Here is a 13,540-nt window from a genome sequence, read left to right on the forward strand (position 1 = left end):
TAGTCCCCGCGAAGGCGGGGATCCAGCTTGTTGACGTAGTCAACGGGCTGGCCTAAGGGCTGGCGCGGCGCGGTCGACCGGTAACGGTCCCGCGCCGTTCGACATTGGGATACCGCCGTCGGTGAAAACCGACGGGGCAGCGTCCCCCGTCACGCTTCCGCATTCGCAGAAGCACCAGCCCGGGACGGGGGCACGTTTCGTATTTACCGGGTTGAACCGACTCCATTCAGGGCTTTTGCCGGGGATGGGGTCAGGTGGACGCATCATGGAGCTCGCTCCGGACATGGTCCGCAAGCCCCCAAGGAATAGTCCGACGGGGCCTCTGTCTAGGAAGGGACAAGATCATGCGTACTGGCGTGATCGCGAAGAAGATGGGGATGACCCGCCTGTTCCAGGAAGATGGTCGGCACGTGCCGGTCACCGTTCTGGCACTCGAAGGCAATCAGGTCGTTTCCGTTCGCGAAATGGATCGTGACGGCTACACTGCCGTCCAGCTTGGTGCAGGTGTTGCCAAGTCGAAGAATGTCGGAAAGCCGCAGCGCGGCCATTTCGGCAAGGCCGAAGTGGAGCCCAAGGCTGTCGTCCATGAGTTCCGTGTGAACGCAGACGGCCTGCTCGACGTCGGCGCCGAGATCTCGGCCGACCACTACGTCGCAGGCCAGATCGTCGATATCCAGGGCAAGACCCAGGGTAAGGGCTTCCAGGGTGGTATGAAGCGTTGGGGCTTCGGCGGTCTGCGGGCAACCCACGGCGTGTCGGTCTCGCACCGCTCGCTCGGTTCGACCGGTCAGCGCCAGGATCCGGGCAAGGTCTTCAAGAACAAGAAGATGGCCGGCCACATGGGCGACAAGTATCGCACTCAGCAGAACCTCGAGATCGTATCGACGGACGTCGAGCGTGGTCTCCTGTTCGTCAAGGGTTCGGTTCCTGGCTCCAAGGGCGGCTGGCTCTTCGTCAAGGACTCGGTGAAGGTCGCGCGCCACGCCGACGCACCGTTCCCCGCCGGTCTCAAGACCGCAAACAGCAACACCGCAGCAGACACGCCGGCCGAAACGACCGACGCACCTGCAGCCGACGGCCAGGAGGGCTGAGCGTGAAGATCAAGGTTTCATCTTTCGCCGGCACCCCCCAGAACGGGGACGCAGCGGACATCGAGCTCAACGACGAGGTCTTCGGCCTCGATCCGCGCGCCGACATCCTGCACCGTGTCGTCACCTGGCAGCTCGAGAAGCGTCGCGAGACGGCTCGCGGCACCCGTGAGCGCGCAGACGTCGCTCGCACCGGCAAGAAGTTCGGTCGCCAGAAGGGCGGCGGTACGGCTCGTCACGGCGATCGCCGCGCTCCTGTGTTCATCGGTGGTGGTAAGGCTCACGGCGCACGCGTCCGTGACTTCAACCCGTCGCTCAACAAGAAGGTTCGCTCGCTCGGCCTGCGGATGGCTCTCAGCAGCCACGCCAAGGCGGGTTCGCTGGTCATCATGGACAGCCTGGCTGTCGAGGGTGGCAAGACCAAGACGCTGCAGGGCGATCTCGCAAAGCTCGGCTTCGGCAAGCGTGCGCTCGTCATCGACGGCGACATGGTCGACACCAGCTTCGCATTCGCTGCGGGCAACCTGTACGAAGTGAACGTGATGCCGGCTGCCGGCGCCAACGTTTACGACATCCTGAAGCATGACACGCTGGTGCTGACGCGCGCCGCTGTCGAAAAGCTGGAGGCGCGCTTCCATGGCTAAGAAGCAGAAGGCGGGCATCGATAATCGTCATTACGACGTTATCCTGGCCCCGCACATCACCGAGAAGACGACGACCCTGTCGGAGTTCAACGCGGTTGTGTTCAAGGTATCGAACGATGCCACGAAGCCCGAGATCAAGGCGGCCGTAGAGGCGCTGTTCGACGTGAACGTCGTCGGCGTGAACACGCTCGTCCAGAAGGGCAAGACCAAGAAGTGGAAGGGCACGAACTACTCGCGCTCCGACATGAAAAAGGCAATCGTGACGTTGAAGGACGGTCAGTCCATCGACGTGACGACGGGGATCTGAGGCCATGGCACTCAAGCATTATAATCCGACATCGCCGGCACGCCGCGGTCTCATCCTGGTCGACAAGTCGTCGCTCTGGAAGGGTCGCCCCGTCAAGGCGCTGACCGAAGGTAAGCACAAGACCGGCGGTCGTAACAACAAGGGCCATGTGACCTCGCGCGGCATCGCCGGCGGTCACAAGCAGAAGTACCGCTACATCGACTTCAAGCGTCGCAAGTGGGACGTCGAAGGCACCGTCGAGCGGATCGAGTATGATCCCAACCGCACCGCGTTCATCGCCCTGGTCAAGTACCCGGACGAGGAACTGGCATACATCCTGGCGCCACAGCGTCTGGCTGTCGGCGACAAGGTCCTCGCGGCCAAGAAGACCGACGTGAAGCCAGGCAATGCCATGGAACTCGGTCAGATGCCGGTCGGCACCATCGTCCACAACGTGGAGATGAAGCCGATGAAGGGTGGTCAGATTGCCCGTTCGGCCGGCACGTACGTGCAGGTCGTCGGTCGCGACAAGGGCATGGTGATGGTCCGCCTGAACTCGGGCGAGCAGCGCTACATCCGCAGCGATTGCATGGCGACGGTTGGCGCGGTCTCGAACCCCGACAACCAGAACCAGAACCTGGGCAAGGCAGGCCGTTCGCGCTGGATGGGCATCCGTCCTCTGACGCGCGGCGTCGCCAAGAACCCGGTCGACCATCCGCACGGCGGTGGTGAAGGCCGTACCTCGGGTGGCCGTCATCCGGTTACGCCTTGGGGCAAGCCGACGAAGGGTGCGCGCACGCGTCATAACAAGTCGACCGACAAGATGATCATCCGGTCGCGTCATTCGACGAAGAGGAAGGGCTAACATGGCTCGTTCAGTCTGGAAGGGCCCCTTCGTGGACCTTCATCTGCTCAAGAAGGCAGAAACCGCCCAGGACACCAACGCGCGTTCGCCGATCAAGACCTGGTCGCGTCGCTCGACGATCCTGCCGTCGTTCGTGGGTCTCACGTTCAACGTCTATAACGGCCGCAAGTTCGTGCCCGTCTCGGTCAACGAAGACATGGTCGGCATGAAGCTCGGTGAGTTCGCGCCCACGCGCTACTTCCCCGGCCACTCCGCCGACAAGAAGGGCAAGCGCTGATGTCTAAGCAAGTCAGCCCGCGCAAGGTCGCGGACAACGAGGCGCTTTCGGTCGGTACGCAGATCCGTGGTTCCGCGCAGAAGCTCGGCCTCGTGGCTGCGCTGATCCGTGGCAAGAAGGTCGGCGATGCGATGAACATCCTCGCCTTCTCGACCAAGGGCATGGCGATCGAAGCGCGCAAGGTGCTGGCCTCGGCCATCGCCAACGCCGAGAACAACCATAACCTCGACGTCGACGCACTCGTCGTCGCCGAGGCTTCGGTCGGCAAGTCGATTACGATGAAGCGCTTCGCTACCCGCGGCCGCGGCAAGTCGACCCGCATTCTCAAGCCATTCAGCCGTCTGCGCATCGTCGTGCGCGAGCAGGAAGAAGCATAATGGGTCAGAAGAGCAACCCCATCGGTCTGCGTCTGCAGATCAACCGTACCTGGGATAGCCGCTGGTACGCCGAAGGCGCCGACTATGGTCGGCTCCTGCTCGAGGATCTCAAGATCCGCGCATTCATCATGAAGACGCTGCCGCAGGCCGCGATCTCCAAGGTGGTGATCGAGCGTCCGGCCAAGCTGGCCCGCATCTCGATCTTCGCTGCACGCCCCGGCGTGATCATCGGCAAGAAGGGTGCGGACATCGAGAAGCTGCGTTCGACGATCGGCAAGATGACGTCGTCGACCGTGTCGCTGAACATCGTCGAGATCCGCAAGCCGGAAGTCGATGCGCGTCTCGTCGCGCAGGGCATCGCCGATCAGCTCGAGCGTCGTATCGCCTTCCGTCGCGCCATGAAGCGTGCGGTTCAGTCGGCGATGCGTCTCGGTGCCGAAGGCATCCGGGTGAACTGCGGTGGCCGTCTTGGCGGCGCCGAGATCGCACGGTCGGAGAGCTATCGTGAGGGTCGGGTTCCGTTGCACACGCTGCGCGCGAACATCGATTATGCCGAGGCTACGGCGCACACGTCCTACGGCGTTTGCGGCGTGAAGGTCTGGGTCTTCAAGGGCGAGATTCTCGGCAACGATCCGACGTCGTACGACCGCATCATGATGGAGGCTCAGACCTCCGGCGTGCGGCCGCAGCGCGACGATCGTCGCTAAGGGGCAGGAACAGACATGCTGCAACCAAAAAAGACCAAGTTCCGGAAGGCCTTCAAGGGCAAGATTTCGGGCGACGCCAAGAGTGGCTTCTCGCTCAATTTCGGCTCCTACGGCCTGAAGGCGATGGAACCCGACCGGATCACCGCACGCCAGATCGAGGCGGCCCGCCGCGCGATCACGCGTCACATGAAGCGCCAGGGGCGTTTGTGGATTCGCATCTTCCCAGACCTTCCGGTCTCGGGAAAGCCAGCCGAAGTCCGCATGGGTAAGGGCAAGGGCGCGCCGGAATACTGGGCCGCTCGCGTCAAGCCGGGTCGGATCCTGTTCGAGCTCGACGGCGTCGACGGCAAGATCGCCGCCGAGGCGTTCGAGCGGGCGGCCATGAAGCTGCCGATCAAGGTAAAGGTCGTTGCTCGCCTGGGCGACACCTCGCATCTGGGAGGCGAGTAAGATCATGGCTCGTATCGACGACATGAAGACCAAGAGCGACGACCAGCTGTCGGAGTCGCTCGGCGAACTGAAGCGCGAGCAGTTCAACCTGCGCTTCCAGGCCGCCACGAACCAGCTCGAAAAGCCGAGCCGCGTTCGTGAGGTCCGCCGCGACATCGCTCGCATCAAGACCCTCCAGGCGCAGCGCACCACCGCCGCGCCTGCGAAGTAAGGAAAATATCATGCCGAAGCGCGTGCTGACCGGTCTGGTCGTGTCCGACAAGGGCGACAAGACGGTGGTCGTGAACGTCGAGCGTAAGGTGAAGCACCCGCTCTACGGGAAGATCATCCGTCGCTCGAAGAAGTATCATGCTCATGACGAGAGCAACGAGTTCAAGCAGGGCGAGACCGTGCGGATCGAAGAGACCGCACCGATCTCCAAGCTGAAGACCTGGAAGGTGATCGAGCGGGTGAACACCCACGCGACGCCGGAGCGGGCTTCGGCGGAGGGCTGAATCAAGCACGAGGGCAGGGGGGAAACCCCCTGCGCTCTTGTTTTCGTAAACGGGAACGGCTAAGCGGCCGCTCCTCCCCGCTGCGGTTCGTCCGTGGCGGGGTGATTTTTTAGGCGGGGTTCGGTCGGTATCGACCCCAGAGACAGAGAAGGGATACGGATCCATGATCCAGATGCAGTCCAATCTCGACGTCGCTGACAACAGCGGCGCGAAGCGGGTGCAGTGCATCAAGGTGCTTGGGGGTTCCAAGCGTCGTGTTGCAGGCGTTGGCGACATCATCGTCGTCAGCATCAAGGAAGCGCAGCCACGTGGCCGTGTGAAGAAGGGCGACGTTCACCGCGCGGTGATCGTGCGTACCGCCAAGGATATCCGCCGTGCAGACGGTACGGTCATCCGCTTCGACGGCAACGCCGCGGTGCTGGTCAACAAGAACGAGGAGCCGATCGGCACCCGTATCTTCGGCCCAGTCGTTCGCGAGCTGCGCGGCAAGAAGCACATGAAGATCATCAGTCTTGCGCCGGAGGTGCTGTAATGGCGTCGCAGCGTATCAAGAAGGGTGATAAGGTCATCGTCCTGTCCGGCAAGGACAAGGGCAAGACCGGTGAAGTCACCGTCTCCATGCCGAAGACCGACAAGGTCGTCGTATCGGGCGTCAACATCGCCGTGCGCCACACCAAGCCGACTCAGGGTGACCCGCAGGGTGGCCTGATCCGCAAGGAAGCACCGATGCACGTTTCGAAGGTCGCGCACGTGACCGCCGACGGCAAGCCGACCCGCGTCCGCTTCGAGGAGCAGGACGGCAAGAAGGTCCGTGTCGCCGTCAAGACCGGGGAGAAGATCAATGGTTGATCAGAACACTGGCGAGCAGAACGGCGCAGAGACCGTCTACGTCGCACGCATGCGGAAACTGTACGACGAGACGATCATCAAGGCGATGACCGAGAAGTTCGGGTACAAGAACGTCATGGAGATCCCGCGGCTCGACAAGATCGTGCTGAACATGGGGGTCGGCGAAGCCACGCAGGACAAGAAGAAGGTCGACCAGGCTGCTTCCGAAATGGAGCTGATCGCCGGCCAGAAGCCTGTCGTGACGAAGGCCAAGAAGTCGATCGCGCAGTTCAAGCTGCGTGAAGGCATGCCGATCGGCGTGAAGGTCACCCTTCGCCGCGAGCGCATGTACGAGTTCCTCGACCGTTTCATCACGATCGCTCTTCCCCGCGTCCGCGATTTTCGCGGGCTCAACCCGAAGAGCTTCGATGGCCGTGGCAACTATGCCTGCGGTATCAAGGAGCAGATCGTGTTCCCAGAAATCAGCTATGACCGGGTCGACAAGATCCGCGGCATGGATGTGATCGTGACGACGACCGCAAAGACCGACGACGAGGCTCGCGAGCTTCTCCGTCTGTTCGGTTTCCCGTTCCCGATCGAAGACGACGCTGCCGACGAGAAGAAGGCAGCTTAATCTAAGTCCCCCTCCCGCTTGCGGGAGGGGTCAGGGGAGGGGCCTCGCGCCTAACGGGCGTTGGTCCTTCCCTCCCCCAACCCCTCCCGCAAGCGGGAAGGGAGCTAGCAAAGAAAGAACTTAAGTCGATGGCGAAACTGAGTTCAGTCAACAAGAACGAGCGCCGCAAGCGCATGGTCAAGCAGTATGCCCCGAAGTACGCGGCACTGAAGGCAATCGCAGCGGACAAGACGCTCGACGACGGTGAGCGTCTGATCGCTCGCCTCAAGATGGCGGCACTGCCGCGCAACGCGAACCCGACCCGCATCCGTAACCGGTGCGAGCTGACCGGTCGCCCGCGCGCCTATTACCGCAAGTTCCGGCTCTGCCGTATTCAGCTGCGTGATCTGGCCAACAAGGGCCTCATCCCCGGCGTCACGAAGTCGAGCTGGTAAGGACTAAATCATGGCAGTGACCGATCCCCTGGGTGATTTGCTCACCCGTATCCGTAATGGCCAGCGCGCGAAGAAGGACTCCGTCCTCACGCCGGCGTCGAAGCTGCGCGTCCGCGTGCTCGACGTTCTGCAGCGCGAAGGCTATATCCGTGGCTATAGCGAAGAGCAGATGGGCCCCGCGGCCGGCCTTCGCATCGAGCTGAAGTATTTCGAGGGCCAGCCTGCGATCAAGCATGTCGCGCGCGTCTCGAAGCCCGGCCGTCGCGTCTATTCCGGCTCGCAGGAACTCCCGCGCGTCCGTAACGGCCTCGGCATCACCATCGTCTCGACGCCCCGCGGCGTGCTCTCGGATTCCGAAGCACGCGAGCAGAACGTCGGCGGCGAAGTCCTCGCGGAGGTGTTCTGATGAGCCGCATTGGTAAGAAGCCGGTCACCGTACCGGCGGGCATCACGCCGACCATTGAGAACAAGCAGCTGACGATCAAGGGCCCCAAGGGTACCCTCAAGATGCCGCTTCGCGACGAGATCAGCTACACGATCGAAGACGGCGGCATTTCGGTGCAGCCGGCCAACGACACCAAGCGCGCTCGCACGTTCTGGGGCATGCAGCGGACCATGGTGCAGAACCTGGTCACCGGCGTGTCGGAAGGCTTCACCAAGAAGCTGCTGATCACTGGCGTCGGCTATCGTGCCGCAGCGCAGGGTCGCAACCTCAAGCTGCAGCTTGGCTACAGCCACGACGTCAACATCGACGTGCCGGAGGGGATCGAAGTCAAGACCCCGGACAACACGACGATCGAGATCTCGGGTTCGGACAAGCAGATGGTCGGTCAGCTGGCCGCGGAAATTCGTCAGTGGCGCAAGCCTGAGCCTTACAAGGGCAAGGGTATCAAGTACGACGGCGAGTTCATCTTCCGCAAGGAAGGGAAGAAGAAGTAATGACCAAGGGACTTTCTCTTTTCGCCAAGCGGCGTCGCCGCAACCGTACCGCGCTCCGCGCACGTGCAGGCACCCGTCCGCGGTTGTCGGTGCATCGCTCGGGCAAGCACATCTATGCCCAGGTGATCGACGATGCCGCCGGCACGACGGTCGCATCGGCCTCGACGCTGGAAAAGGACGTGCGCGGCACGTCCGGCGCCAACATCGACGCGGCGACTTCGGTCGGCAAGCGCGTCGCCGAGGCTGCCAAGGCAGCGGGCGTGACCCAGGTCGTGTTCGATCGCGGCGGCTTCCTCTACCACGGTCGCGTGAAGGCTCTTGCCGATGCCGCGCGCGAAGCCGGATTGGAGTTCTAAGACATGGCTGACGAAAACAACACGCCAGGAAACGCTGGGGCAGTAATCGCTCCCGAGACGACCGCACAGGACGTCACGGCTCAGAACGTTCCGCAGAGCACTGGCTACCAGGGCAACAACGGTGGCGGTCGCGGTCGCGGCGGTCCCGGTGGCGGCGGCGGCGGTGGTCGTGGTGGCCCCGGCGGCAACCGCAGCGGTGGTCCAGGTGGCAACCGCGGTGGTCGCGACGGCGGTCGTGGTCGCGACAATCGTGGCGGTCGTCCCGGTGCGGACGATGGCGGCGAAGAGCTGATCGAGAAGCTGGTGCACATCAACCGCGTCTCGAAGACGGTCAAGGGCGGTAAGCGCTTCGGCTTCGCAGCTCTCGTCGTCGTCGGCGACGGCAAGGGTCGTGCAGGCTTCGGTCATGGCAAGGCACGCGAAGTGCCGGAAGCCATCTCGAAGGCGACGGCTGCTGCCAAGAAGAAGATGGTTCGCGTTCCGTTGAAGGACGGCCGCACGCTGCATCATGACGGCAACGGTCACTTCGGTGCCGGCAAGGTCACGCTGCGGTCCGCGCCTCAGGGTACGGGCATCATCGCCGGTGGCCCGATGCGCGCCGTCTTCGAATCGCTGGGCGTTGCGGACGTTGTGACCAAGTCGGTCGGCACGTCGAACCCCTACAACATGATCCGCGCCACGTTCGAGGCCCTTGGCGAGCAGACCTCGCCCAAGGCCGTCGCACAGCGTCGCGGCAAGAAGATCGCCGACCTGCTCGGCCATGGTGGTTCGAAGACCGCCGAGGCCGATGCATCTGCGATCACGGAGTAAGCGATCATGGCAACCATCAAGATCACGCAGACCGGTTCGCCGATCCGCCGCGAGAAGGACCAGCGCGCAACGCTGATCGGTCTCGGTCTCAACAAGATGCACAAGACCCGCGAGCTGGAAGACAGCCCAGAGGTCCGCGGCATGATCCGCAAGGTGCAGCACATGGTGTCGGTCGAAGGCTGAGCCTTCACGCTACCTAGTGACAAATACCGGGAAGGGGGCTAACGGCCCCCTTCCTTATTTCCGGATTCGAACCCGGCGATTTCAAACCAGCGCGTAACAAGCGAAAGCGAGTGCATTACCATGAAGCTCAACGAACTCCGCGATAACGAAGGTGCCCGTAAGTCCAAGATGCGCGTCGGACGCGGCATCGGCTCGGGCAAGGGCAAGACCGCAGGCCGCGGCCAGAAGGGCCAGAAGAGCCGCGAGGGCGTGTCCATCGCCGGCTTCGAAGGCGGCCAGATGCCACTGCACATGCGTCTGCCTAAGCGCGGCTTCAACAACATCTTCCGCAAGGACTTCGCAGAGGTCAACCTCGGCGCGATCCAGCTCGCGGTCGACGCCGGCAAGATCGAAGCCAATGCAACGCTCGACCACGACGCGCTGAAGGCCGCCGGCCTGGCACGCGGCGGCAAGGACGGCGTCCGCCTCCTCGCCAAGGGCGAACTGACCACGGTCCTCTCGTTCACCGTCGACGGCGCGTCGAAGGGCGCGATCGAAGCGGTCGAGAAGATCGGCGGCAAGGTCGAGGTGATCCACTTCGTCCCCGCAGCCGAGAAGGCTGCCGCCAAGAAGGGCGTGAAGTACAAGGAGCGTGCGGCGCACAAGGCGTCGTTCAAGGCCTGACCTTGATGGGGGAGGGGGTGCCGAGTGCGCTCCCTCCCTTTTTTTGTTCGGATCTAAAATCCTCCCCCGCCAGGGGGAGGTGGCAGCGAAGCTGACGGAGGGGGCGGGAGGCGACGAACTCACGTCCCGTATCCTCCCCCTCCGAGCCGCTGAGGCGGCCCACCTCCCCCTGGCGGGGGAGGATTCCGCAGAAGCGATCCGCCTTAGCCATTAGACAAGCGCGCCCGTGCGCCTATATGAGCGGCGGGGGCGGTCACAACGCATCCCGCCTTCTTTGTTTCCAGGACGATCACACGCATGGCATCCGCAGCCGACCAGATGGCGCAAAGCATCAGCCTTTCGAAATTCGCGAAGGCGACCGACCTCAAGAAGCGGTTGTGGTTCACGATCGGTGCGCTGATCATTTTCCGCCTGCTCAGCTATGTCCCGCTGCCGGGTGTCGACCCGACTGCGCTCGGCCTGCTGTCGCAGCAGACTCAGGGCGGCGTGCTCGATTTCTTCAACACCTTCTCGGGTGGCTCGCTCAGCCGCATGTCGCTGATCGCGCTCGGCGTGATGCCCTACATCACCGCCTCAATCGTGGTGCAGCTCGCGACCTCGCTGTCGCCGACGCTCGCCGCCATCAAGAAGGACGGCGAATCGGGTCGCAAGCGGCTCAACCAGTATACGCGCTACGGCACCGTCGGCCTGACCGCGGTCCAGGGCTATTTCATCGCCGTCGGCCTTGAGACACTTGGTGCGGCACAGGGCATCCAGGCGGTCATCGAGCCCGGCATGATGTTCCGCGTTGCCGCGGTCATCTCGCTGATCGGCGGTACGATGTTCCTCATGTGGCTCGGCGAGCAGATCACCAGCCGCGGTATCGGCAACGGTGTCTCGTTGATCATCATGGCCGGCATCGTCGCGCATCTGCCCGTCACGCTGGTCAACCTGCTCGAAGGCGGCCGCTCGGGCTCGCTCGATCCGATCAAGCTGATCGGCATCGTCGTTGCGGTGGTCGTGCTGATCCTCTTCATCTGCTTCATGGAGCGCGCGCAGCGCCGCATTCTGATCCAATATCCCAAGCGCCAGACCCAGCGCGGCATGCAGGCCGATCGCAGCCATCTGCCGCTGAAGATCAACACCGCCGGCGTCATCCCGCCGATCTTCGCGTCGTCGCTGCTGCTGATGCCGCTGACGATCTCGCAGTTCGCCGGACAGCGCGTTGCGGGTGAGTCAAAGTGGGGCGATTTCATCATCACGCTCAACCAGTACCTTCAGCACGGCAGTCCTGTGTACATGCTGCTGTACGGCGCCGGCATCATCTTCTTCTCGTTCTTCTACACCGCGGTCGTCTTCAACCCCGAGGAAACCGCCGACAACCTGAAGCGCAATGGCGGGTTCATTCCCGGCATCCGCCCCGGCAAGAACACCGAGAATTACTTCGATTACGTGCTGACGCGCATCACCGTGATCGGTGCGGCGTATCTGACGATCATCTGCCTGTTGCCCGAATATCTGGTGACCGCGTTGCAGATCCCGTTCTACCTCGGTGGCACCAGCCTGCTGATCGTCGTCAACGTGACGATGGACACCGTGACGCAGATCCAGTCGCACCTGCTGGCGCACCAGTATGGCGACCTGATCAAGAAGGCGAAGCTCAAGGGCAATCGACTTCGTTAAGTTGCGGGGCTAACCCGGTTTAATTCCTGCACGAACGAGGGGAGTGCGTTTCGTGAATATCATCCTTCTTGGACCGCCCGGCGCGGGCAAGGGCACCCAAGCCGCCACGCTCGTCAACGAGCGCGGCATGGTGCAGCTTTCGACCGGCGACATGCTGCGCGCAGCGGTCGCCGCCGGAACGCCGGTCGGCCTCCAGGCGAAGTCCGTGATGGAGTCCGGCGGTCTCGTCTCTGACGAGATCGTGTCGGGCATCATCGGCGAGCGTCTCGACCAGCCGGACACCGCGAACGGCGTCATTTTCGACGGCTATCCGCGCACCGCTGCGCAGGCCGAAGCCCTCGACGGCCTGCTCGCCGACCGCGGTCGCACGCTCGACTACGTTATCGAACTGGGCGTCGACGAAGCCGCGTTGATCGACCGCGTCGTCGGCCGCTACACCTGCGCCAAGTGCGGCACGGGCTATCACGATCGCTACAAGAAGCCGGTCGTCGCCGGCGTCTGCGACGTGTGCGGCTCGACCGAGTTCAAGCGGCGTCCCGACGACAATGCGGAGACGGTCCACAACCGCATGGCTGAATACCGCGCGAAGACGGCACCGATCCTGCCGATCTACGACGCTCGAAGCTTGGTCCACCGCGTCGACGGCATGGCCGACATCGCGCACGTCGGTGCTGCGATCGCTGCGATTCTCGACAAGAAGTAAGTGTGTTCCGCCGCGGAGGCGGGGCCCAAGTTATGGGCCGTGCTCTCGCCTCCTCATCCGTCATCCCGGCGAACGCCGGGACCCACGGATACGGCGGACCAAGCGAGAGCGTGCTACCACTTCCCACTCCGCAACCACGCGTCCCGGCGTGCGCCGGAATGATGGGGTAGGAGTGGGGCAGCTGGCTGAAGCGCTGTCGTCTCAGGCCCACGACAACCATCAACATGACGTAATTGTCACCGCTCGGTCATCGCCCTGACCCCCGCCCGATCCTAGAAAGAGCACGCAGCCAGCAACGGCCGCATGAGTTTCCAGAGATCGGTGCCCGTCACTCCCGGGGGTACCGTGGGGGCCGGTGGGAAGACTTCTTTCCGCCGGCCTTTCCGTTTATGAGGGCAGGAGATGGTGACCGATTTCGGTGACAGGCAAGGTGAGACCGCGTTGAGCCGCAAAATCCTGATCGTCGAGGACGACGCTTCGACTTCCGCCTATCTTGCCAAAGGCTTGACCGAAGCCGGGCACGCGATCGAAGCGTGCGCCGATGGCCGTGACGGCCTGTTCCTCGCGAGCGAGGGCATTTTCGACCTTATCATCGCAGATCGCATGCTGCCTGGCCTCGACGGTCTTTCCATGGTCAGCGCGATCCGGGCCGCAGGGATCGCCACCCCGGTCCTGATCCTGTCCGCACTCGCCGCCGTCGACGACCGTGTCGATGGCCTCAAGGCCGGCGCCGACGATTATCTCTGCAAGCCCTTCTCGTTCGCCGAATTGTCGGCGCGGATCGAGGCGCTCGTGCGCCGCTCCGATCGCGCCGCGACGGAGCCGCAAAAGACCAAGCTGTCGGTCGGGGATCTCGAAATCGACCTGCTCGCGCGCGCCGTATCGCGTGCTGGACGCTCGATTCCGCTTGGCGCGCGCGAATTCAACCTGCTCGAGTTCCTCGCTCGCCACGCGGGGCAAGTCGTCACGCGGACGATGATGCTCGAGAAGATCTGGAACTATCATTTCGACCCGGGATCTAACGTGGTCGACGTCCACATCGGTCGACTCCGCCGCAAGCTCGAGGACGGTTTTCCCACGCCGATCCTGCACACGGTCCGCGGCGCCGGGTACCGGCTCGCCGTTGAAAACTGACGCTCG

General features: G+C 63.3%; 23 protein-coding genes. All 23 read left to right on the forward strand.

Annotated elements, in window-relative coordinates; genetic code table 11:
* The first annotated feature begins 344 nt into the window (after positions 1-344).
* The 23 genes from rplC (at position 345) to O6Y00_RS16840 (ending at position 13,534) form a co-directional block, all read left to right on the forward strand.
* Positions 345-1,091, forward strand: coding sequence for a 50S ribosomal protein L3 (rplC, locus tag O6Y00_RS16730; RefSeq protein WP_353443732.1), 747 nt, complete (start codon positions 345-347; stop codon positions 1,089-1,091).
* Positions 1,092-1,093: 2 nt separating this feature from the next.
* Positions 1,094-1,732, forward strand: coding sequence for a 50S ribosomal protein L4 (rplD, locus tag O6Y00_RS16735; RefSeq protein WP_254688670.1), 639 nt, complete (start codon positions 1,094-1,096; stop codon positions 1,730-1,732).
* Complete coding sequence (locus O6Y00_RS16740; RefSeq protein ID WP_056047618.1) at positions 1,725-2,039, forward strand: 50S ribosomal protein L23; 315 nt, start codon at positions 1,725-1,727, stop codon at positions 2,037-2,039. The genes rplD and O6Y00_RS16740 overlap by 8 nt, the downstream gene beginning before the upstream one ends.
* A gap of 4 nt (positions 2,040-2,043) precedes the next feature.
* Positions 2,044-2,883 (forward strand): 50S ribosomal protein L2, encoded by an 840-nt coding sequence (gene rplB / locus O6Y00_RS16745; protein WP_055872649.1) that lies wholly within the window; start codon positions 2,044-2,046, stop codon positions 2,881-2,883.
* Position 2,884: 1 nt separating this feature from the next.
* Positions 2,885-3,160 carry a 30S ribosomal protein S19 gene (rpsS, locus tag O6Y00_RS16750; protein WP_031393761.1) on the forward strand — a complete coding sequence of 92 codons (276 nt, stop codon included), beginning with the start codon at positions 2,885-2,887 and terminating at the stop codon, positions 3,158-3,160.
* Positions 3,160-3,537, forward strand: coding sequence for a 50S ribosomal protein L22 (gene rplV, locus O6Y00_RS16755; protein ID WP_056047621.1), 378 nt, complete (start codon positions 3,160-3,162; stop codon positions 3,535-3,537). Before rpsS ends, rplV begins: the two co-directional genes overlap by 1 nt.
* The gene (gene rpsC, locus O6Y00_RS16760; RefSeq protein ID WP_055872646.1) at positions 3,537-4,244 is read left to right on the forward strand and encodes a 30S ribosomal protein S3; all 708 of its coding nucleotides are present in this window, start codon (positions 3,537-3,539) and stop codon (positions 4,242-4,244) included. Before rplV ends, rpsC begins: the two co-directional genes overlap by 1 nt.
* Positions 4,245-4,259: 15 nt before the next feature.
* Entirely contained in the window at positions 4,260-4,694 is a 435-nt protein-coding gene (gene rplP / locus O6Y00_RS16765) for a 50S ribosomal protein L16 (protein ID WP_031393758.1), read from the forward strand.
* 4 nt (positions 4,695-4,698) lie between these two features.
* Positions 4,699-4,905 carry a 50S ribosomal protein L29 gene (rpmC, locus tag O6Y00_RS16770; protein WP_093396863.1) on the forward strand — a complete coding sequence of 69 codons (207 nt, stop codon included), beginning with the start codon at positions 4,699-4,701 and terminating at the stop codon, positions 4,903-4,905.
* A gap of 10 nt (positions 4,906-4,915) precedes the next feature.
* Positions 4,916-5,188: a 30S ribosomal protein S17 gene (rpsQ, locus tag O6Y00_RS16775; protein ID WP_031393756.1), complete on the forward strand. Its 273-nt coding sequence runs from the start codon at positions 4,916-4,918 to the stop codon at positions 5,186-5,188.
* A gap of 163 nt (positions 5,189-5,351) precedes the next feature.
* On the forward strand, positions 5,352-5,720 hold the full coding sequence (gene rplN, locus O6Y00_RS16780; protein WP_031393755.1) for a 50S ribosomal protein L14: 369 nt from the start codon (positions 5,352-5,354) through the stop codon (positions 5,718-5,720).
* The gene (gene rplX, locus O6Y00_RS16785; RefSeq protein ID WP_056047623.1) at positions 5,720-6,037 is read left to right on the forward strand and encodes a 50S ribosomal protein L24; all 318 of its coding nucleotides are present in this window, start codon (positions 5,720-5,722) and stop codon (positions 6,035-6,037) included. Before rplN ends, rplX begins: the two co-directional genes overlap by 1 nt.
* Positions 6,030-6,650: a 50S ribosomal protein L5 gene (rplE, locus tag O6Y00_RS16790; protein ID WP_248521940.1), complete on the forward strand. Its 621-nt coding sequence runs from the start codon at positions 6,030-6,032 to the stop codon at positions 6,648-6,650. The genes rplX and rplE overlap by 8 nt, the downstream gene beginning before the upstream one ends.
* 128 nt (positions 6,651-6,778) lie before the next feature.
* Positions 6,779-7,084 carry a 30S ribosomal protein S14 gene (gene rpsN, locus O6Y00_RS16795; RefSeq protein ID WP_056015537.1) on the forward strand — a complete coding sequence of 102 codons (306 nt, stop codon included), beginning with the start codon at positions 6,779-6,781 and terminating at the stop codon, positions 7,082-7,084.
* A gap of 10 nt (positions 7,085-7,094) precedes the next feature.
* Positions 7,095-7,490 carry a 30S ribosomal protein S8 gene (gene rpsH / locus O6Y00_RS16800; protein ID WP_031393751.1) on the forward strand — a complete coding sequence of 132 codons (396 nt, stop codon included), beginning with the start codon at positions 7,095-7,097 and terminating at the stop codon, positions 7,488-7,490.
* A complete protein-coding gene (rplF, locus tag O6Y00_RS16805; protein ID WP_353443733.1) occupies positions 7,490-8,023 on the forward strand; it encodes a 50S ribosomal protein L6 in 534 nt (177 codons plus the stop codon). Before rpsH ends, rplF begins: the two co-directional genes overlap by 1 nt.
* A complete protein-coding gene (gene rplR / locus O6Y00_RS16810; RefSeq protein WP_031393749.1) occupies positions 8,023-8,379 on the forward strand; it encodes a 50S ribosomal protein L18 in 357 nt (118 codons plus the stop codon). The genes rplF and rplR overlap by 1 nt, the downstream gene beginning before the upstream one ends.
* 3 nt (positions 8,380-8,382) lie before the next feature.
* Positions 8,383-9,189 (forward strand): 30S ribosomal protein S5, encoded by an 807-nt coding sequence (rpsE, locus tag O6Y00_RS16815; RefSeq protein WP_353443734.1) that lies wholly within the window; start codon positions 8,383-8,385, stop codon positions 9,187-9,189.
* A 6-nt stretch (positions 9,190-9,195) separates the two neighbouring features.
* Positions 9,196-9,372 carry a 50S ribosomal protein L30 gene (gene rpmD / locus O6Y00_RS16820; protein ID WP_055872633.1) on the forward strand — a complete coding sequence of 59 codons (177 nt, stop codon included), beginning with the start codon at positions 9,196-9,198 and terminating at the stop codon, positions 9,370-9,372.
* Positions 9,373-9,492: 120 nt separating this feature from the next.
* On the forward strand, positions 9,493-10,035 hold the full coding sequence (gene rplO, locus O6Y00_RS16825) for a 50S ribosomal protein L15 (RefSeq protein WP_056047631.1): 543 nt from the start codon (positions 9,493-9,495) through the stop codon (positions 10,033-10,035).
* A gap of 297 nt (positions 10,036-10,332) precedes the next feature.
* Positions 10,333-11,697, forward strand: a complete 1,365-nt coding sequence (gene secY, locus O6Y00_RS16830) for a preprotein translocase subunit SecY (protein WP_055872627.1) — start codon at positions 10,333-10,335, stop codon at positions 11,695-11,697.
* 52 nt (positions 11,698-11,749) lie between these two features.
* Positions 11,750-12,400 carry an adenylate kinase gene (locus O6Y00_RS16835; RefSeq protein WP_353443735.1) on the forward strand — a complete coding sequence of 217 codons (651 nt, stop codon included), beginning with the start codon at positions 11,750-11,752 and terminating at the stop codon, positions 12,398-12,400.
* A 441-nt stretch (positions 12,401-12,841) separates the two neighbouring features.
* Positions 12,842-13,534, forward strand: a complete 693-nt coding sequence (locus O6Y00_RS16840) for a response regulator transcription factor (RefSeq protein ID WP_353443736.1) — start codon at positions 12,842-12,844, stop codon at positions 13,532-13,534.
* Positions 13,535-13,540 lie beyond the last annotated feature (6 nt).

The organism is Sphingomonas faeni, assembly GCF_040407565.1.
Classification (GTDB): Bacteria; Pseudomonadota; Alphaproteobacteria; order Sphingomonadales; family Sphingomonadaceae; genus Sphingomonas; species Sphingomonas faeni_F.

Coding starts and splice junctions, on each gene's coding strand:
- rpsQ (WP_031393756.1), top strand. CDS start 4,916: ATGCCGAAGCGCGTGCTGACCGGTCTGGTCGTGTCCGACAAGGGCGAC.
- rplB (WP_055872649.1), top strand. CDS start 2,044: ATGGCACTCAAGCATTATAATCCGACATCGCCGGCACGCCGCGGTCTC.
- rplV (WP_056047621.1), top strand. CDS start 3,160: ATGTCTAAGCAAGTCAGCCCGCGCAAGGTCGCGGACAACGAGGCGCTT.
- rpsE (WP_353443734.1), top strand. CDS start 8,383: ATGGCTGACGAAAACAACACGCCAGGAAACGCTGGGGCAGTAATCGCT.
- rplE (WP_248521940.1), top strand. CDS start 6,030: ATGGTTGATCAGAACACTGGCGAGCAGAACGGCGCAGAGACCGTCTAC.
- O6Y00_RS16740 (WP_056047618.1), top strand. CDS start 1,725: ATGGCTAAGAAGCAGAAGGCGGGCATCGATAATCGTCATTACGACGTT.
- rplO (WP_056047631.1), top strand. CDS start 9,493: ATGAAGCTCAACGAACTCCGCGATAACGAAGGTGCCCGTAAGTCCAAG.
- rplF (WP_353443733.1), top strand. CDS start 7,490: ATGAGCCGCATTGGTAAGAAGCCGGTCACCGTACCGGCGGGCATCACG.
- rplC (WP_353443732.1), top strand. CDS start 345: ATGCGTACTGGCGTGATCGCGAAGAAGATGGGGATGACCCGCCTGTTC.
- secY (WP_055872627.1), top strand. CDS start 10,333: ATGGCATCCGCAGCCGACCAGATGGCGCAAAGCATCAGCCTTTCGAAA.
- rplN (WP_031393755.1), top strand. CDS start 5,352: ATGATCCAGATGCAGTCCAATCTCGACGTCGCTGACAACAGCGGCGCG.
- rpsC (WP_055872646.1), top strand. CDS start 3,537: ATGGGTCAGAAGAGCAACCCCATCGGTCTGCGTCTGCAGATCAACCGT.
- rplR (WP_031393749.1), top strand. CDS start 8,023: ATGACCAAGGGACTTTCTCTTTTCGCCAAGCGGCGTCGCCGCAACCGT.
- rplX (WP_056047623.1), top strand. CDS start 5,720: ATGGCGTCGCAGCGTATCAAGAAGGGTGATAAGGTCATCGTCCTGTCC.
- rpsS (WP_031393761.1), top strand. CDS start 2,885: ATGGCTCGTTCAGTCTGGAAGGGCCCCTTCGTGGACCTTCATCTGCTC.
- rpsH (WP_031393751.1), top strand. CDS start 7,095: ATGGCAGTGACCGATCCCCTGGGTGATTTGCTCACCCGTATCCGTAAT.
- rplP (WP_031393758.1), top strand. CDS start 4,260: ATGCTGCAACCAAAAAAGACCAAGTTCCGGAAGGCCTTCAAGGGCAAG.
- rpsN (WP_056015537.1), top strand. CDS start 6,779: ATGGCGAAACTGAGTTCAGTCAACAAGAACGAGCGCCGCAAGCGCATG.
- rpmC (WP_093396863.1), top strand. CDS start 4,699: ATGGCTCGTATCGACGACATGAAGACCAAGAGCGACGACCAGCTGTCG.
- rpmD (WP_055872633.1), top strand. CDS start 9,196: ATGGCAACCATCAAGATCACGCAGACCGGTTCGCCGATCCGCCGCGAG.